Raw genomic sequence first — 19,410 nt, forward strand, 5'->3', positions numbered from 1 at the left:
GGGGTTGTGGTATCAGAATACAAGTCTTTCCATCAAAAAACGGAGCTTTTAGTGCTCTAGCTCCGTTTTTTGATTAACATTTAAACAACATTAATGACTTACCGTACGCACGCGTAATTTGGCGCATGTTAAAGGCATCATGGCGTAACTCTATTGAGTACGGCGTACATATCACCATTGGAATCTTCGATCGTTAGCTCATTCTTGTTGAGCTTATACGTGGTTCCATGCTCGCCATTTTCATACAACAGAACCAAAAACTCATCTTCTGTGTAAAACACACCTTGTTTGATGGACTCATCCCCTTCTTCGTTCGAAACCCTAAACATGAACACGAAATCAGGTTGAAGTATCAAATCCATCTGATTAATGTTGTTGGCCACAAGACCGTCGCCAGATACGTGAGAGCTAGACCAAATACCTGCAAGTGAATTGGATAATCCCTTAGTGAATGTTACACCATTAAGATCAAGCGTATTATGGTTGTTGCGATAGGCATAAATTTGAGGCTCGTCGGTGTTTAAACCAAGAACGATGGTGTCTTCATTTGCGTTATACAGCCCTTCCCAATGGTCAACGGAATAGTCTTTCTTTTGAATATCAATAGAAAAGCTGTAGTCAGAACCTAATGAGAGTTTGATCGCGCGAAAGTTTTCAGCCGACTCTTCGGGGTTTGGGTTCATTAAATACCAGTCTCCGATGAGAAACGGCGTGTCAAAGTGACTTAATTCATCTTCTCTGGTGTTTTCTCCACCAAACACACTAAAGCAGCAAAAGCTAAGTAAAATAAAGAACCACTTCATATCGGCATCCTTATCGTTTTCTTTTAGCTTAGCCAGTAGTCCTCACTTTCGCGAAATTTTAGATGTAGATCACGTAAATTATTGGGGGAAAATAAGCGAATATCTTGCTCGATATCGAGATAGCGGAAGACAAAAAGGCATAAAAAAAGAGTGAATCTGAAAGACTCACTCTTTTTATTCTAAATTGCCAGTTATTATGACTGATTTTCCTGCTTAAGTAGATCGACCATAATCGCGACAGACTCATCTAAATAAACATCAGGAGCCTCGTAGTCTTTTGGTATGTCATCCAATGTTTTGAATGCTTTTTTACCCAAAGCAACTTGACGTTCATTTATGCGTTGTAATCGAAGGGCTTCCGCTTTATCCGATTCAGCTTTACGAACTTTTTCGTTCAAAGACAAAGTATTATCGTCTTTTTCTTTACGATATTTCTCGATGTCTTCATTGATAAAGCGGAACTCCATCTCATCAGAAATACGCTTGTTATGAAGAGCAGTAAGTTTTTCAACTAAGGCGTCGTTACTTGGAAACGTTTGATATTGTGCTTTATCAATCTGATCCCAAGGTAAAGCATTGTCTTCAACACTTTCACCTGTTTCAGAAGCCTCGATTGGCGTTGGGTACGAAATATCTGGTGCAACACCACGATTTTGCGTACTTCCACCGTCAATACGATAAAACTTCTGAATCGTGTACTGAACATAACCTAGCTCTTTATCGAAAAGATCGTAAATATGATTCAGTGAACGATGTTGCTGAACTGTACCTTTACCGAAAGAGTTTTCACCTAAGATGATTGCACGATTATAATCTTGCATTGCCGCTGCAAAAATTTCAGATGCTGAAGCACTGTAGCGGTTAATCAACACCGTCAATGGGCCATCATAACTCACTTTTCCATCGGTATCGGCATTCACCTTGATGCGGCCATAGCTGTCACGAACTTGAACCACAGGACCTTCTTTAATGAATAAACCTGTCAATGCCGTTGCTTCTGTTAGCGCACCACCGCCATTGTTGCGTAGATCAACGATTACGCCGTCAACGTTTTTGGTTTTCAACTCAGCTAGTAATTTATCGGTGTCTTTCGATAAGCCGACGTAGAAACTTGGTACTTCTAAAATACCAATCTTCTTACCGTCTTTTTCGATGATTTCTGACTTAACTGCACGATCTTCTAAGCGAACTTTGTCACGAACAATTGTGACAATGTAACTCTTCGCATCGTTACCTTCTGGCAAGATCTGTAGATTAACCTTTGTGCCTTTAGGGCCTTTGATTAACTGAACAACATCATCCAGACGCCAACCGATCACGTCGACAATTTCTTCACCGTCTTGTCCAACACCAGTGATTCGGTCCCCTTCACCAAGTTGCTTACTCTTTGATGCCGGACCGCCAACAACAAGTGAACGAATTACTGTGTAATCGTCTGTCATTTGCAAAACGGCGCCGATGCCTTCTAGAGAAAGGTTCATTTCCGATTGGAATTGCTCGGCATTACGTGGAGAAAGGTAGCTTGTATGAGGGTCAACCTGTCGCGCGAAGGCATTCATATACAACTGAAATGCGTCTTCATTGTTGGTCTGTGTGATGCGCTTCATCGCGTTGTTATAACGCTTCTCTAAAACTTCTTTAATCTCTGGCCACTCTTTGCCAGTCAGTTTCAGATTTAACGCGTCATATTTCACACGCTTGCGCCACAACTCGTTGAGCTCTGCTTCGTCTTTTGGCCATGCGGCCTCAGAGCGGTCTAACTCTATCTCGTCATCGGTATCAAACTTGATCTCTTCATCGAGTAGAGTTAACGCATAAGCAAAACGATCGAAACGCTTCTGCATTGAGAGGTTGTAAACATCAAAAGCAATTTGGTTGTTGCCCGATTTAAGCTGATCATCAAGCTCGACTGACCAATTTTTAAATGAATCGATGTCTGCTTGAGTGAAAATATTTCTATTGTAATCAAGCAACTCTACATAGCGTTCAAATATCGCTTTAGAGAAATCATCATTGAGGCTGAAGTGCTTATAATGAGAGCGGGTAAATCGCGAGGTGACTCGTTTGCTAGCTGTTTCATGCTGAACTTCAGGAGAAAGAACCGGCAGGTCATCTTTATGTAGTTTGGCTTCAAGAGCCTGAGCTGATGCTGCTAGCCATAAGCTAGCAGCAATCAGGGTCACTTTTGAACGGCAATTCATGCGTAGGAGTATCTCCTTTATGCGCGCAAGTGCTCCGCTTTCACAACCATTTGTAGGCCGTTAGCAAGTTGAACACGTACATCATCCTTATTGATTTCAACAATGGTCGCTGCCATGTTTCCTTTGCCCATGTTCACGTTAACTGCGTTACCTACTGTGATTTCATCAGCATTTAGAGCGCGCGTTTCTACAGGCTTAGTTGGTTTTTGTACTTTTGGTTTATTAGTACGACGAGGCTGTTGAGGCTTTTTAGCCGCAGGTTTCGCTTTCGCCTTACCCTCTTCACGAGCTTTTTGTGCTTGTTCTTTACGACGAGCCTGAACTTTCGCCTTGCTTTCTGCAAGTGTCGCTTTCGCGTGTTCAACGTGCTCTTCTTCTAGCTCACCACAAGGGTTGCCATCTAGGTCTACACGTACTGCACCTGGTTTTACACCGTGTAGGTAACGCCATGATGAAGTGTACTGTCTTAACGCTGCACGAAGCTGTGTTTTGCTTACTTTTTCGTCTTCATTTAGACGTTCCGCAAGATCTTGAAAAATACCAATTTTCAGAGGTTTTGCTTCACCTTCTAAAGTAAAGCACTTAGGGAAACATTCAGCAATATATGCAATAACTTCTTTGCTGTTTTTTAACTTTTCAGTCATGAGGGGTCCTGATTTGAGCGGATTTCCGCGAGCATTAAGAAAAAATATTCTCGTATTATAGTGACATGCCAAGGAAAAACCACACTCGAAGGCTAATTTATGCGTCGTTCGCGTGTGAATTAAGCAGCTTTTCTACTTCAACCATGAAATGAGTGAGACCTTCTTCGTCTGTTTCATTAAATCGGCCAATACTTGGACTATCAATATCAAGTACACCAACCACCTTTCCATTAATAGAAAATGGAATCACAATTTCTGAATTGCTCGCTGCATCGCACGCAATATGCCCCTCAAATTCGTGAACGTCGTATACTCTTTGTATAGTATTAGTTTGTGCAGCAGTACCGCAGACGCCTCGACCCATTGGGATACGAACACAAGCTGGTTTTCCTTGGAACGGACCAAGAACAAGCTCTTCACCTTTTGTTAGGTAAAAGCCTGCCCAGTTAAGATCGTCAAGTTCCATGAAAAGCAATGAGCTCAAGTTTGCTAGGTTCGCAATAAAGTCTGGTTCAGACTCAATTAGAGCAACAGCTTGTTTGGTTAGTCTTTGGTATTGTTCTAAGTTCATATTAACTTCCTACTTACTATAAAAGCTTCCATTCTCAATGTATGGCGCTAAAATGCAGCCCTACTTTATAATAGGACTTATTCTCAATTACAATGCTTCTGAAAAATGACACTATTAGCCGTTCTTGGTTGATAACACAAGTAAAAAAGCACAAGTCCAAGCTGATCATAGCGAACTTGATAGCGGTGCTTGCAACCTTGATTAGTGTTCCAATTCCCCTCCTCATGCCTTTGATGGTTGATGAGGTCTTATTGGACCAACCTGCAAAAGGCTTAGATGCCATGAATGCCATTCTCCCTGAAGCGTGGCACACTCCGACAGGCTATATTTTCTTCACCCTGTTCTTGGTTGTTCTTATGCGAGCTGCGAGCCAAGGATTAAATATCCTTCAAAGCCGACAATTTACGCTTGTTTCAAAAACCATCACGTTTGAGATGCGCAGTAAAATGATCGACAAACTCGGCCGTATCAGCATCCGACAATACGAAACCAAAGGTAGCGGAGGAATCAACGCACACCTTATCACTGACATTGAGACCATTGATAAATTTATTGGTTCTACGTTAGCAAAATTCGTTATCAGTTTTCTGACTGTTATTGGTACTGCTATCGTTCTACTTTGGCTCGATTGGCGACTTGGTCTGTTTATCCTGTTAGTTAACCCTATTGTCATTTACTTCTCACGTAAACTAGGCAGTATGGTTAAACATCTGAAACGGAAGGAAAATCATTCTTTTGAAATTTTCCAAAACCGTTTAGTTGAAACATTAGATGGAATCTACCAACTACGCGCGGCCAATAAAGAGCGAGAATTTCTCCAGCAACTCAAAGATAGTGCGAACCAAGTTCGCGTTGATGCAGACAAGTATGCTTGGCAATCTGAAGCGGCTGGTCGCGTTTCTTTTCTTCTCTTTTTGATCGGCTTTGAATTATTCAGAGCTGTCGCAATGTTAATGGTCATGTTCAGTGACCTTACTATTGGCCAAATATTTGCCGTTTTTGGTTACCTATGGTTCATGCTGTCTCCTGTTCAAGAGTTGCTTGGGATTCAGTTTTCTTGGTACAGCGCTAAAGCCGCATTAAAACGCATCAACGACTTATTAGAGTTAGAAGAAGAGCAGAGACCGGTTCCTAAGGTAAATCCTTTCAAAGAAGGTAGAGAAGTTGATGTTAAAGTAGAAAACATTAATTTCTCTTACAATAATGAAAACAAAGTCCTAGATAATCTTTCTTTACATATGCCGGCAGGAAAGAAAGTGGCGTTGGTTGGTGCAAGCGGCGGTGGTAAGTCAACCTTGATACAATTACTTATTGGGGTTTACCGTCAAAACTCCGGTAGCATTCGCTTTAATGATGAATTAACAGAAGATATTGGTTTTGAAGTAATTCGCGACAAAATTGCCGTGGTATTACAGCAACCTATACTATTTAACGATACCTTGAGGCATAATCTAACGCTTGGTGGGAATTTTGACGAAATGTCACTTTGGCGTGCGCTTGAAGTGGCTCAGCTGCATGATGTAATTTCTCAACTTAACCACGGCTTGGATACTCAAGTTGGTCGTAATGGCATTCGTTTGTCAGGAGGTCAACGACAACGGCTTGCCATTGCTAGAATGGTGCTGAGTAATCCTCAATTTGTTATTTTAGACGAAGCCACGTCTGCGCTAGATACCGCTACTGAAGCGGCTTTACACAAAGCACTGACCGAGTTCTTACGTGGTAGAACAACATTAATCGTTGCGCACCGACTATCCGCTGTGAAACAAGCCGATTTGATCTACGTGCTTGAAGATGGGAAAGTGACGCAAACAGGTACTCATGGTGAGTTAGTTGAGCAAGAAGGCTTATATCAAACCTTATATGGGGGCATACAGTCCCACGCTTAAATCGTTCAAGCTAGAGAGGTCGTTATGACCTCTCTGTCTAAGCACGCCATGCAACCCAATAACGTACGTTTGTGCCAAGGTTGTGAATTGCCTGTCGACATCGTCGACTTACCCCATGGCAAAAATGCACACTGCCCTCGTTGTGGTACACAATTATATCGCGGAGGTAGCCCTAGCCTCTCTGGTAATCTAGCCGTCGCGATAACCTGTATCCTACTATTTATTCCATCGCACTTTTTTAACTTTATTAGCATCCGACTCTTTGGTGTGATGATTCCGGCAGCCTTGCCTTCAGGGATGATCACATTGATGGAAGAAGGATTTGTTCTTCTTTCATTGCTCATTCTATTTTGTAGCTCTCTAGCGCCACTGACGGTTTGTGTTTCAGTGGTAACGGCGCATATTTCTTTACATCAACGATGGTTCCGTGGGCTTCGTATCTCACTGTGGCTAATTCAACATTTGAAGCATTGGGTTATGTTGGATGTGTTCTTAGTTAGCATCGCCATTTCCTGTTTTAAACTCCAAGATTATTCCGACATTTTCGTCGGCCCAGGGTTAATTGGTCTGGTTCTTTTGCAGATATTTACCGTTTTGTTAGTTTCAAGAATCAGCGTGCGTCGTTATTGGGAAGCTTGGAAACCAGAAAGTTTATATGCTTTTGAGCATAAAGATGTGCATTGCCATGAATGCCACTTGTCCCAGCCTGAAGGTGACCATTGCCAGCGTTGTCATCAAGAGTTATATCATCGCAAGCCAAACTCCATTCAGAAAACATGGGCTTACCTCATCGCAGCAACGGTCGCCATCTTCCCCGCTAACCTGATCCCTATTTCCATCTTGCTTACCAATGGTAAGCGTTTGGAGGACACTATTTTTTCAGGCGTGGCTGGTTTGGTAAAAAGCGGCATGTATGGAATCGCTGCGATCATTTTTGTTGCCAGTATCGTTGTCCCGGTGATTAAAATACTTGGGCTCGCCTACATCATGCTTTGCATCCAATTCAAACGTTCGGTGTTTAAGAGACAACGAATGATGGTTTACTTTGTTGTTAAATGGATCGGTAAATGGTCTGTGATGGATTTGTTTGTTATTTCTATCATGATGACCTTAGTCGATCGTGGTCAGATACTGGATTTCACACCAGGATATGGCGCCGTAGCATTTGGTGTTGTCGTAGTGTTGACCATGCTTGCAGCAGAAAGTATTGATCCAAGGCTAATCTGGGACCAAACAAGCCCAAAACAATCAGAAAAAGAGTCAATGAATGAGTGATCAGAACAGTTCTCAAACGTCATACGTACCAGATGTAAAGCGGAGTAAAGGCATATCTCCTCTTTGGCTGTTGCCAATTTTGACCATGGTCTTAGCTGGCTGGCTTGTTGTGAAGTCGATACACGATGCAGGACAACGAGTGCAAATCTATTTTTCTGATGCCGCTGGTCTTGTCGCCGGCCGAACCACTATCCGTTACCAAGGATTAGAAGTCGGCATGGTAAGAGACATTAACCTCACCGAAGATCTCGGCAGTATTTATGTCGATGCTGATATCTATCCTGAAGCTGCAAAGTTACTGAACGATAAAACACGCTTTTGGTTAGTAAAACCAACAGCTAGCCTAACGGGAGTTTCCGGACTGGATGCGCTCGTCTCAGGTAACTACATCTCGATTCAACCCGGAGATGGTCAAGAGTTTGAGACAACATTCCATGCGTTAGACTCTGCCCCAACAGATTTACGCGTTTCTCAAGGTTTGAATATTAAGCTCAAAAGCCGTGATTTAGGTGGTGTATCGGTTGGCTCTCAAATTGTTTATAAGAAAATCCCAATCGGTGAAGTGTACAGTTACCAGCTAGATGAAGATGCAAAATCTATCACTATTCAAGCCAACATTCAGGATCAATACCGACATATCATTAACAACCGCAGTCGATTCTGGAACGTCAGTGGAATTGGTGCCAGCATCGGTTTTGAAGGTGTCGATGTAAGACTAGAAAGCATGAGTGCCTTACTAGGTGGCGCCATCGCCGTCGACTCTCCGGATGATGGTGAGCCTGTAGAAGAGAACACCGAGTTCCGTTTGTATAAAGATTTGAAAACTGCTGGTCGAGGCATCGCGGTTAAAATCGTCCTACCTGATGACAGCAAGATCAGCGGAGAAGGCGCTCCAATTATGTATCGCGGAATCGAAATTGGCCAAGTTACGGACTTGAGCCTTTCCGAAGGCCGAGAAGTGATATTGGCGTCAGCGGCAATTCAACCCGCCTTTAGTGACATGCTGACGACAGGTACTCGATTTGTCTTAGAAGAAGCAAAGGTGTCCCTTTCTGGTGTTGAAAACATTGCTAATTTAGTGCGAGGAAACTTCTTAACGATCGTGCCGGGCGCGGGTGAACGCTCTCGCCGCTTTACTGCCATTCGTAAAAACGTGTTTAACCAACAGCAAGAAAAGTCCATCGCGATTCGTTTGGTATCCGACAATTCGTTTGGCCTAGATAGCGGTGCCAATGTACTTTATAAAGGCATCGTTGTTGGTTCAATCATCAAAGTGGGCCTAGTTAAGGAAGATAAAAAATCACAACACGAAGTATTTATGGATGTATTGATTGACCATGAATATAAACATCTGATCAAATCAAACAATCGTTTTTATGTAACCGGCAGTGCATCAGCAGAGTTAACTGAATCGGGGCTCAGCGTTACCGTTCCTCCAGCAAAGCAGTTGTTAACTGGGTCAATTAGTTTTGTGAGCGAAGGCAAGCAAGATATTCAAAAAGAGTATCAACTGTTCCAAAATGAATCATTGGCTGAATTGGCGCAGTACAATCAAAGTGGCTCTAGGGCGCTAACACTATTTGCTTCTGAATTGCCGCCGATTTCCAAAGGCAGTCCTCTACTCTATCGTAATCTTCCAGTTGGTAACGTCTCCGATTTCCAACTAGTTGATGGCGGAGTACTAATTAAGGCTACTATCGAAAACCGCTTCGCTTATCTTGTAACGCCACAAACCGTTTTTTGGAATCGTTCAGGGATTGAGATAGATGCATCATTAGCTGGCGTCAGTGTGAAAGCACACCCTTTGAAGTCGTTAATCGAAGGTGGCATCGCTTTTGACTCCGTGCCAGGCGTTGAAAACAAAATCGGAGAAAACTGGAAGCTGTATTCTGATCAAAAAACCGCTCGCAAGTTTGGGCGCGTCATTGCTTTAGAAACCGACGGTTCGCAAGAGATTGCTAAAGGAATGCCGATTGAATATCAAGGTGTTAAAGTTGGTGAAATCACTCTGGTTGTACCGAATTTTCGTCGTAACATGGTTGAAGTCACTGCAAGAATCCGACCTGAATACGTAGAAAACATTGCGGTTGAAGGCTCACATTTTTGGCTAACTGAACCAGAAATTGGTTTAGGTGGCGTTAAAAACCTCGGGGCGTTGGTTTCGAAATCCATCAGTGTTGAACCAGGTAAAGGTAAAGCTAAATTTGATTTTCAATTAGAAAATAGTTCAGAACGCGTGCATGGAATCATGTTTACGTTACAAAGTGAACAAAGAGGCTCAGTACAAGTCGGTACCCCTATTCTTTACCGCCAGATGGAAGTTGGCCAAGTGACCGACGTAAGCCTAGGAGAATTTGCTGATCGCATCGTCACGACTATCAAAATACAGCCTGAATATGCTTACCTCGTGCGTCAAAACAGTGTGTTCTGGAATGTTTCAGGAGTAGATGTTTCCATCGGGCTTACCGGCGCTAACATCAAAGCGGGAACCTTTGATAGTTTAGTTCGCGGAGGAATTGCGTTTTCAACGCCAGAGCAATCTACTATTCCACCAGCGGCAAAGAGTGGGCAATCTTTCTTTTTGTATCCACAAGCTGAAGAAGGTTGGACTCAATGGCGTACAGCGATTCCTAAGCCGTAGAATAAAGCTCAATTCACGTACAATTGAAGTTTGAGTACCTTAAAAGAGCAGCAATCGCTGCTCTTTTTTATTGCTCGGCCCTTGTCACTATTCGTTTCTGCTTCGCTTTCGTATATTATTTGCCACAAATTCTGCAAACGAGATCCCACATTGCATCCTAATGTTTACATCCCAGACGCGTTTCTGGAAAAAATCCAAACTATCCTTCCAGCTCACCTCAACATGGAAGACTTTATCGCATCGTGCCAAAAGCCACTGCGCAAGAGTATTCGAGTTAATACGTTGAAGATCAGCGTTGAAGCGTTTTTAGAACGAGCAGAAACAAAAGGCTGGAAGCTTTCTCCTGTGCCTTGGTGTGACACGGGGTTTTGGATTGAAGCGGACGAGTCAGTTGTACCATTAGGCAACACAGCAGAACACATGTCTGGCTTATTCTACATTCAAGAAGCCAGTTCGATGATGCCGGTATCTGCTCTGTTTATGAATGATGAATCTTACGATGCCGTGTTAGATACCGCAGCCGCTCCAGGCTCAAAAACCACTCAAATTGCAGCTTTAATGAACAACGAAGGTGTACTTGTGGCCAATGAATACGCCGCAAGTCGTGTAAAAGTACTGTACGCTAATGTGGAACGTTGTGGGGTACGTAACGCCGCACTAAGTAACTTCGATGGACGCGTTTTTGGCGGTTGGCTACCAGAACAATTTGATGCGGTTTTGCTCGACGCGCCTTGCTCTGGAGAAGGCACCGTTCGCAAAGACGAAGATGCGATGAAAAACTGGACGCAAGCTTCCGTACTCGACATCGCTGACACACAGAAAGATCTTATTGAAAGCGCCTTCCATGCATTAAAGCCCGGTGGTGTGATGGTTTACTCAACATGTACGCTCAGTACAGAAGAAAACCAACAAGTTTGTCATCACTTGAAAGAAAACTTTGGAGATGCTGTAGAGTTTGAAAGCCTTGAGAACTTGTTTGAAAACGCAGAGGCAGCCCTAACTGAAGAAGGCTTTTTGCATATTTTCCCACAGGTCTACGACTGTGAAGGGTTCTTTGTTGCAAGAATTCGCAAACTGGCTGCTGTTGAGGCGCCAGAAGTCAAAAAGCGCATGGGGAAATTCCCCTTTGCTAAAACTTCAAAAAAAGAATCGACAGAAATTGCTCAACAACTCCAAAGCGCGTTAGGTATTAAACTTCCAAATGACAGTTCTGTATGGCTTCGCGATAAAGATGTCTGGTTATTCCCTAATGCTTTAGAAGCGATGATCGGCGAATTACGCTTCTCCCGTATGGGTATAAAGATCGCGGAAGCCCATAAAAATGGCTACCGTTGGCAACACCAAGTCGCGACTGCCCTGGCGACAGGTTCTGAAAGCAACGCCATTGAACTCAGTATTGAAGAAGCGCGCGAATGGTACATGGGGCGTGATGTTCGCCCACAAACCATTCCTGAGGGAATGAAAACAGGTAAAGGCGAAGTGCTTGTCACCTATCAAGGCGCAGTTATTGGCCTTGGCAAGTGGGTAAGCAACCGAATAAAGAATGGTCTCCCTCGCGAATTAGTACGAGATAAGAACTTATTTTAAAAGACGTAACGAACCATAAATAAATGAAAAGCCATCGTATTTGCGATGGCTTTTTAATTCGGAAGTATGAAAGCAAGTGGGCTCGCTAGCGATCCGGACACGCTGTACTAAACTAGTTGTATCAAAGTAATGCTTTGATGTGGCATTTCTCTCTATGTTCACCAACAAAATTATTGTTGGACAAGTTTAGCGCAGGCTCTGCGGAGCCGTTTCCCCTAGGCCCAAAAAAAGGAAAAGTTTGGGCCGTTTTTTTGGCTGTAGTTCCACTATACGTGAGTTTGGACTACGCTAGACGAATACCGTCTTTCTCAATGACAATTTTACCCTGCTTGTATAAGCCACCGATGGTCTTTTTATAAGTCCCTTTACTTGTGCGGAAAGCATCAAAAATCGCTTCAGGAGAAGACTTGTCATTCAAAGGCAAAAATCCGCCTTTCTTCTCTAGCAAGTCAAGGATCTTACTAGAAAGATCGTCCATTTTCGCCACACCGACTTTTTGTAGAGCAAGGTCGATTTTGCCATCTTCACGAATGTGCTTAATAAAGCCTTTCAGCTTTTTACCGATGTAAAGCTTACCAAAAACATCCGATGGGAAAATCATGCCCCAATGCTTACCATTAACGATAGCTTTATAACCAAGTTGACTACGCTCTGCGATGATCAAATCAACTTGCTCGTTAACTTCATAATTCGCTGGAGTTTTATCTAACCATTTATTGAACTTAGTCGTACCAACAATGCGACCTGACGCTTTGTCGGTATAAACATACACTAAAATGGTTTGTCCGGCAGAGAAGCGAGTGCGTTGCTCACTAAAAGGAATCAGTAAGTCCTTTTCTTTGATGCCCCAATTTACAAAAGCACCTGTCGCATTCACACCCTCAATCTTCATTAAACCCCATTCACCCACTTGGGCAATTGGTCTTTCAATGGTCGCAGCAAGTTGGCTTTCTGAATCGAAGTACAGAAATACGTCTACATGCTCACCAATTTCAGTACCCTCTGGTACATACTTACTAGGTAGTAGAACAGAACCGTAATCATCGCCATCCAGAAATACGCCAAAATCAGCCTTTTTAATGACTTCTAAGCTGTTAATTTGACCAATTTTAATCATTGATTTTGTCTCTTTTTAAATTTACGTGGAATTATACCTAAACTAACAAGAAAATCAGAGAGAAAAGCATAGTGCTCTGTTATGCTGTTGTCGTTCAGCTATATGCCCCAGTCACTCTTTTAGCACTCTTATACTTACCTGCTCAACGGAACGCATAAGTTAAGAATGCTTTAGCAAAGTCAGGAGCTTTCTTTGGTCACCGTCGATAAACAAGACTCAATAACATTAAAAATCAGTCATGCACTCGCAAAGAGCAAAAGTGTCGACCTAGATATTTACTTTTTTATACCTGGTGAGCTTGGTTTAAACGCCGATATCATCAGTGAATCCGAATTTTATTACACCTCGATCACACAGCAACGATCTTATTACAGTACTGAAATCCTTCTTCCGCTAGTACACAGTCGACTTGCCAAACGTGGACGCCTGTCGAATCAGCAATACCGAGTAAGTTTGAGTTTGTTCGCTTACCAATACGTTATCGCGCTAGACAAAGCGGTAGCAAGTTTAAACAAGCATGAGAACAACTCCGTAACGGAAGATGAAGTGGACGAAGTTATCGAGCTCACGCTTGAGATCTTAAAGCGCTTGCGGCGTTCTATTCCTTATGAAGAGAACTTAAAACGCTACTACGTTAACATCGATAACTATCTGTCTTGGTATACCGAGCAAAAGTTCCTGTCACTGGTGGCCCATCTACCACGTGAAGGCGACTATGGCACGATCAAAAAGCGTCTGATCACGCTATGTGAGAAAGAGCAAGCCCATCGTAAACTCAACAAACACAACTCATCAAGAGTCGTTGAAGACGTTACTCGCCTATCTAACAAAATGCGCTTGCTAAGGCGATTGATTGAACACCCTATCGTGCTTCGTGAAGAAACCATATCGATGGGTAACAACATTAAGCGCGCTATCAAAGGTATTGCAACCGGTTTAGTGATGGTTGTCGTGACCTCGACCGTGATTCTCGCTCGCGATTATCTGGGGGAAATTTCTGCCTCATTCATTATCGCGATGTCTTTTATTTACGCTTTACGAGAAATCTTTAAAGATGATTTACGCGATGCCATGTGGCGATGGATCCGTAAAGGCAAACCAAAATGGCGTAAGAAGTACGTTGATCCAACGACGAAAAAAGTGGTTGGCAAAAAATTGGAGTGGCTCGATTATCGTACCTTAAGTAGCTTGCCGGATAAGATTCAAAGAATACGTAAAAAACGCGTCGTTCAACGTGAAGAGCAGATTCTTCATTATCACGAGAAAACCGAAATGGCGACCTCTCTTTTCTTGAGTGGTTACGAACAAACGAGAGAAACATTGAACATCAGTTTGCGCCCTATCATCCGCTTGATGGATAAAAGCTCAAACCGAGTTTACCGTTTAAATGAAGGTCAAGTAACCAAAGAGTCAGTAGAGAAACGTCATTTGCTCAATGTGATTGTCAAAGAGGACAACCACACCGATGAGCCTGTTTATTACCGCTGGAAAGTGGTCTTAAATCGCTCCAAAATCGTCTCTATCGAGAAGATTGAACTCAATTAAGCCAACGCCTTTAAACAAACGAGCCACAAACCACTAGGCAGCCTCTTTTCTTTGTTGGGCTGCTTTTTTTATCGAAAGAGTAAGCGAAAATTCAGCCATTGGCTCGTCACCATGTAAGTTAGGACACAGCGCGACAATTTTTACGTCACGATTTACTCGTTCACCCGTTGCCAAGGTGTGCTCGAGCATCTCATCAATGACATGACCATCGTTACAAACAAAGTGCACATCGGCTTCCGGGCGCTTTAAAAACTCGGCTTTCACACCTTTAAATGCTAGCGAGATCGCTTCTCCCTTTTCTTGCGCTTTACTCATAGCAAGAAAACCACCAGCAACATCAGCGCCAACGGCTAAAGCGCCGAAATACATGCTATTCAGGTGGTTCTTCGTTCTTCTGCGCAATGGGATACGAACCTCAACATGCTTGCTATCTATCGCAATGATTTTAGGGTGGCAAAGCCAAATCAGCGGCACTTTCGAAAAGCCAAACAGATTTAGATACAAATTCGCACGACGTAGAGCTGATAACATTTTGGTCTCCTTACCAATCTAGTCAGACCAGTTAATCAACGAAAGAAATAGATGTCAAAGAAATGTTAACAAAAGCTCGATCTCACGAGTTATTTAACCCTCATGAAGTGACGGCGTCACCCGTGAGGTATGAAGTTTATCGCAGTTACTTAGATTACCTTACAGCGAGATAGATAAAATGGTTATAAATTCAAATGTATATATTGATTTAATGATCAAGTTTTGTCATTTATACATAAGTCATTTAAATGAATACCTACACCTTTGTATACAATTCGGTATTTCCTGGCGAAGATTCCCGTGAAACGGTTTATTCCTGCCTGTAATTCCGTTATCTTTACCCCTTCGCAATAGAGAATAAAGCTATAACATGCCTATAAAAACAGATGAATTGAGAACCCAGCCTTTGGGTCCAATGCCTACCCCAGCAGAGCTAGGTAGTGTACATCCTATTACGGATGACGTTGCAGACCGTATCGCTCAATCTCGTCGTCAGATTGAAAACATTTTATCGGGTGAAGACGATCGCCTTCTTGCGATTGTAGGTCCGTGTTCTGTTCACGACACTGAAGCTGCCATTGATTACGCCACTCGCCTGAGTGAAATCCAAGACAAGTACAAAGACGAACTGTTTATCGTGATGCGTACTTACTTTGAAAAGCCTCGTACAGTAGTTGGTTGGAAAGGTTTGATTACGGACCCTAACCTAGATGGTTCTTACGCACTTGAAGCTGGTCTTCATAAAGCTCGTAAACTACTACTGGATATCAACAAGCTTGGTCTTGCGACTGCTACTGAGTTTCTTGATATGATCACTGGCCAATACATCGCGGATTTGATCACTTGGGGCGCGATTGGTGCTCGCACAACGGAATCACAAATTCACCGTGAAATGGCGTCGGCACTATCTTGCCCAGTTGGTTTCAAAAATGGCACAAATGGCAACGTAAAAATTGCAATTGATGCAATTCGCGCATCGAAAGCATCGCATTACTTCTACTCGCCAGATAAGAACGGTCGAATGACGGTTTACCGCACAAGTGGCAACCCTTACGGTCATATTATTCTGCGCGGTGGAGAAAAAGGCCCTAACTTTGATGAAGCATCAGTCAAACAAGCATGTGATGCTTTAGCTGAGTTTGGATTGCCACAACGTTTGGTTGTGGATTTCAGCCATGCAAACTGTCAGAAGCAACACAGAAAACAAATCGACGTAGCTCAAGACATTTGTAACCAAATTAAGTCAGGCAGCACTCGTATTGCGGGTATCATGGCTGAAAGCTTTATTCTTGAAGGCAATCAGCCAATGACTGACATCAATAACCTAACGTATGGTCAGTCTATTACAGATCCATGCCTAGGTTGGGAAGACACTGCTACAATGCTAAATATGCTGGCAAGCGCTGTTAAGTCCCGAAAGTCCCTATAACAAAATAATCAAGGAATCTTCATGCCATCGTTTGATATTGTTTCTGAAATCGATACGGTTGAACTACGTAACGCCGTTGATAATGCTAACCGTGAATTGTCTACTCGTTTCGATTTCCGCAACGTAAATGCGAGCTTTGAGCTAGTAGAAGAAAACGTAAAAATGTCTGCGGAAGGTGACTTCCAACTTAAGCAAATGCGCGACATTTTACGCGGCCACTTAGCGAAGCGTAACATTGACGCGAACGCAATGGATGCACAAGACCCAGACGTTACTGGTAAAAACTGGCACCAAACTCTGCTTTTCCGCCAAGGTATTGATACTCCAACGGCGAAAAAAGTAGTGAAACTTATCAAAGACGCAAAGTTAAAAGTACAAGCTTCTATTCAAGGCGACAAAGTACGTGTTACTGGTAAGAAACGCGACGACCTGCAAGCGACAATGGCAGCGATTCGTGAAGCAGAGATGGGTATCCCATTCCAGTTTAACAACTTCCGTGATTAATCAATCTGAGAAGTAAATAAAAACGCCAGCGCATAACCGGCTGGCGTTTTTTATTGGCTTTAGTGTAACGAACTACGTATCCACTTTAGCATTTGGCATTGCTAGATAACTAAGTCCTGCCCTTGCAACAATACGAATTCGCTCGTTCCTTGTGGTATGAACACGCAAATACGAAGCTTTTCAGCTTTAGCCTTGGCCAGCATATCCGAAAGCTCAGCAGCGCTCGAGAAAGCTTCTCTTTCTGCATCTCTTCGTATTAGTTCTAACACATTCGCTTCACATCGAGTTGAGTACAGAGCCAGCTCCGCTTGTTGCATATAGCGTACGGCTTTTATTGGCAACATCTCAACATCTTTCCCAACATGTATCCAAGTACAACTTCCCTTTTCATCTAAAGGTGTTGCCATGGTCGCTTGGTAAATTGCTTCTAACTCACGATTATCTCGCGCGTTTTCCACCTCGGGATTCGAGAAAAATTGCTCCCAAAACTTGCGGCGTAAATCGACGCTAGGCAGTGCCTCTTTAATTGAGTTTCGCTTTGAGTTAGCAAAATCCGCCATCAACCCCATGTTTTGTGGCAGTATCGATTCAAGTTTTTCACGGATGTTTCGAATTAAAACTGGCGAAGCTCCACCACTAGAGATAGCGATTTGGATGCGGCCACGATTAATCATAGACGGCGTGATGAAATCACAATAAGGCTTATCATCCACAACGTTAACCAAGATGCCTAGCTCTTTGGCATCTTTGTACACTTGGTGATTTAGCTCAGGATTGTCTGTCGTCGCCCACACTTGAACAAAGCTTTTAGTGACAATGTCACTCGAATAGAAACGTTGTACCCAGCGCAGTTGATGCTCAGAAGCAAGCTTAGACAGAAAATCAACCAACGTCGGAGAAACGATAGTCACATCCGCCCCAGCCTTTAGCAACGCTTCCACCTTTCGGCTTGCCACCTCACCGCCACCCACGACGAGAACGGGTTTATTAATTAAATCTAAGAACAGAGGAAAATATCGCATTTCAATCCATGATTACTCTAATTAGCTGTTGTAGACCATGCTACCAAAAATGGGGCAAGCTCATCACCCTGTTTCGGTATCACAAATAATTTTTGTTTGAATTTTTACTGAACTTCACCTTGCTCAGCTAATGACAGTTTTAATAACAACTTTTTATTCTTTTGTATTGTTCACTCTTCTATTGATTGTTCTGATGCACCAAATTGTCCATGAATTGCACTATTTACAAACAATTAACATTTCGTCATTCTAAATCTCAAGGCACTTTGTAAGTTCTCTCAAAACTTCATTTAAATTATATATTTGAGAATTAACAGATCCTTTCCTACGCTTATAACTGGTTGATCTATCGAATGCCGTTTCTTCGAAAATCAATCACGTAGGACGATAACTCTAACGAATTGGACACGTTATTTCAGGTCACTCCTGATTAAACATGGATCATACAGGAAGGATACAAATGGCAAATAAACTCACAGTTCTTGCTTCCGTCGTAGCGGCTTCTACTGCGATGATGGCAACATCAGCTCAAGCAGCAGACACTACTCTGGACAAAGTCACAAAACAAGGCTTTCTTACTTGTGGCGTAAGTACCGGTCTACCTGGTTTCTCTAACCCTAACTCAAAAGGCGAATGGGAAGGTATCGACGTAGAATATTGCCAAGCACTGGCTGCAGCCGTTCTTGGGGATAAAACGAAAGTTAAATATGTACCCCTAACCGCAAAAGAACGTTTCACTGCGCTTCAATCTGGTGAGATTGATGTGCTTTCCCGTAACACGACCTGGACTCTCCACCGTGACACAGCTCTGGGCCTAAACTTCGTAGGTGTGAACTACTACGATGGTCAAGGTTTTATGGTGAAGAAGGAACTTGGTATATCAAGTGCTAAAGAGCTTGATGGTGCGTCGGTATGTGTTCAATCAGGTACAACAACCGAGCTAAACCTTGCAGATTATTTCCGCAACCAAGGCATGGCGTACAAACCAGTGGTATTCGACACAGCGGCGCAAACTTCGAAAGGTTTTGATGCGGGACGCTGTGACGTATTAACAACTGACCAATCTGGCCTTTATGCACTACGTTTGAATTTGAAAGATCCGTCCTCTGCGACCGTTCTTCCAGAAATCATCTCTAAAGAGCCACTAGGTCCAGTCGTTCGTCAAGGCGATGATCAATGGTTTAACATCGCTAAGTGGACATTGTCTGCGATGATTAACGCTGAAGAATACGGTATTAGTTCGAAGAATGCGGATGAAATGCTGAAGTCAACAGATCCAAACATCAAACGTATCCTCGGTGTTGATGGCCCTAAAGGCAAAGGGTTGGGTATCCGTGACGATTGGGGCTACCAGGTTATCAAACAAGTTGGTAACTATGGTGAAAGCTTCGAACGTACAGTCGGTACTGGTTCGCCATTAGAAATCTCTCGTGGCGTTAATGCGCTATGGAATGCAGGCGGCTTTATGTACGCGCCACCAATCCGATAGAAAGAGTTAATCAGGGCGGTTCATGCCGCCCTTTTTCTTGATTATATCTCACTGTATGAGTAAGGATCGCTCATTGGATGGCGAAAAGCGCTCGCTTTGTGGAACGGCTTTAAAGGTTCGTAAGCCGCTAGACATGAGAGCGTTATTCTTTAGCCAGCAAGG

15 protein-coding genes are annotated in these 19,410 nt (G+C 43.1%); 8 read left to right on the plus strand and 7 right to left on the minus strand.

All coding sequences use genetic code 11. The annotated features are described in order from the left end of the window. Positions 1-137: 137 nt before the first annotated feature. The 4 genes from R7Z41_RS02715 to R7Z41_RS02730 all read right to left on the minus strand — a co-directional run bounded on the left by R7Z41_RS02715 (position 138) and on the right by R7Z41_RS02730 (position 4,219). The gene (locus tag R7Z41_RS02715; RefSeq protein ID WP_005377438.1) at positions 138-803 is read right to left on the minus strand and encodes a hypothetical protein; all 666 of its coding nucleotides are present in this window, start codon (positions 801-803) and stop codon (positions 138-140) included. A gap of 194 nt (positions 804-997) precedes the next feature. Then, complete coding sequence (gene prc, locus R7Z41_RS02720) at positions 998-3,004, minus strand: carboxy terminal-processing peptidase (protein ID WP_017634279.1); 2,007 nt, start codon at positions 3,002-3,004, stop codon at positions 998-1,000. Between the two features lie 17 nt (positions 3,005-3,021). Further along, entirely contained in the window at positions 3,022-3,648 is a 627-nt protein-coding gene (proQ, locus tag R7Z41_RS02725) for an RNA chaperone ProQ (protein WP_005377435.1), read from the minus strand. A 97-nt stretch (positions 3,649-3,745) separates the two neighbouring features. Continuing rightward, positions 3,746-4,219, minus strand: a complete 474-nt coding sequence (locus tag R7Z41_RS02730; protein WP_005377433.1) for a GAF domain-containing protein — start codon at positions 4,217-4,219, stop codon at positions 3,746-3,748. 92 nt (positions 4,220-4,311) lie between these two features. Here R7Z41_RS02730 and R7Z41_RS02735 point away from each other — a divergent pair, with 92 nt between their 5' ends. From R7Z41_RS02735 to rsmF, 4 genes are all read left to right on the plus strand, one after another. Then, positions 4,312-6,108 (plus strand): ABC transporter ATP-binding protein, encoded by a 1,797-nt coding sequence (locus tag R7Z41_RS02735; RefSeq protein ID WP_005377431.1) that lies wholly within the window; start codon positions 4,312-4,314, stop codon positions 6,106-6,108. A 24-nt stretch (positions 6,109-6,132) separates the two neighbouring features. After that, the gene (locus tag R7Z41_RS02740) at positions 6,133-7,383 is read left to right on the plus strand and encodes a paraquat-inducible protein A (protein ID WP_225478156.1); all 1,251 of its coding nucleotides are present in this window, start codon (positions 6,133-6,135) and stop codon (positions 7,381-7,383) included. Next, entirely contained in the window at positions 7,376-10,024 is a 2,649-nt protein-coding gene (locus R7Z41_RS02745; RefSeq protein WP_053307107.1) for an MlaD family protein, read from the plus strand. The genes R7Z41_RS02740 and R7Z41_RS02745 overlap by 8 nt, the downstream gene beginning before the upstream one ends. A gap of 150 nt (positions 10,025-10,174) precedes the next feature. After that, positions 10,175-11,611, plus strand: a complete 1,437-nt coding sequence (gene rsmF, locus R7Z41_RS02750) for a 16S rRNA (cytosine(1407)-C(5))-methyltransferase RsmF (protein WP_206970815.1) — start codon at positions 10,175-10,177, stop codon at positions 11,609-11,611. Between the two features lie 283 nt (positions 11,612-11,894). Here the strand turns inward: rsmF and R7Z41_RS02755 are convergent, their stop codons facing one another. Next, positions 11,895-12,728, minus strand: a complete 834-nt coding sequence (locus R7Z41_RS02755) for a S1 RNA-binding domain-containing protein (protein ID WP_017633794.1) — start codon at positions 12,726-12,728, stop codon at positions 11,895-11,897. 192 nt (positions 12,729-12,920) lie between these two features. Here R7Z41_RS02755 and R7Z41_RS02760 point away from each other — a divergent pair, with 192 nt between their 5' ends. Continuing rightward, the gene (locus R7Z41_RS02760; protein WP_225478157.1) at positions 12,921-14,273 is read left to right on the plus strand and encodes a hypothetical protein; all 1,353 of its coding nucleotides are present in this window, start codon (positions 12,921-12,923) and stop codon (positions 14,271-14,273) included. Between the two features lie 33 nt (positions 14,274-14,306). Here the strand turns inward: R7Z41_RS02760 and R7Z41_RS02765 are convergent, their stop codons facing one another. After that, positions 14,307-14,804, minus strand: a complete 498-nt coding sequence (locus R7Z41_RS02765; protein WP_005377418.1) for a DUF4442 domain-containing protein — start codon at positions 14,802-14,804, stop codon at positions 14,307-14,309. 370 nt (positions 14,805-15,174) lie between these two features. On the opposite strand from R7Z41_RS02765, the gene R7Z41_RS02770 reads away from it, so the two are divergent. Continuing rightward, positions 15,175-16,233 (plus strand): 3-deoxy-7-phosphoheptulonate synthase, encoded by a 1,059-nt coding sequence (locus R7Z41_RS02770; RefSeq protein WP_213914985.1) that lies wholly within the window; start codon positions 15,175-15,177, stop codon positions 16,231-16,233. A gap of 21 nt (positions 16,234-16,254) precedes the next feature. Next, the gene (locus tag R7Z41_RS02775) at positions 16,255-16,737 is read left to right on the plus strand and encodes a YajQ family cyclic di-GMP-binding protein (RefSeq protein ID WP_005377415.1); all 483 of its coding nucleotides are present in this window, start codon (positions 16,255-16,257) and stop codon (positions 16,735-16,737) included. A gap of 101 nt (positions 16,738-16,838) precedes the next feature. Here R7Z41_RS02775 and R7Z41_RS02780 read toward each other — a convergent pair whose 3' ends face one another. Then, the gene (locus tag R7Z41_RS02780; protein WP_213914984.1) at positions 16,839-17,759 is read right to left on the minus strand and encodes a bifunctional precorrin-2 dehydrogenase/sirohydrochlorin ferrochelatase; all 921 of its coding nucleotides are present in this window, start codon (positions 17,757-17,759) and stop codon (positions 16,839-16,841) included. Between the two features lie 460 nt (positions 17,760-18,219). Between R7Z41_RS02780 and R7Z41_RS02785 the strand changes: the two genes are divergently transcribed. Beyond that, on the plus strand, positions 18,220-19,248 hold the full coding sequence (locus R7Z41_RS02785; protein WP_025766608.1) for an amino acid ABC transporter substrate-binding protein: 1,029 nt from the start codon (positions 18,220-18,222) through the stop codon (positions 19,246-19,248). The last annotated feature ends 162 nt before the right edge of the window (positions 19,249-19,410 follow it).

The organism is Vibrio sp. 1457 (assembly GCF_033340195.1).
In the GTDB taxonomy this organism is placed as follows: Bacteria; Pseudomonadota; Gammaproteobacteria; order Enterobacterales; family Vibrionaceae; genus Vibrio; species Vibrio alginolyticus.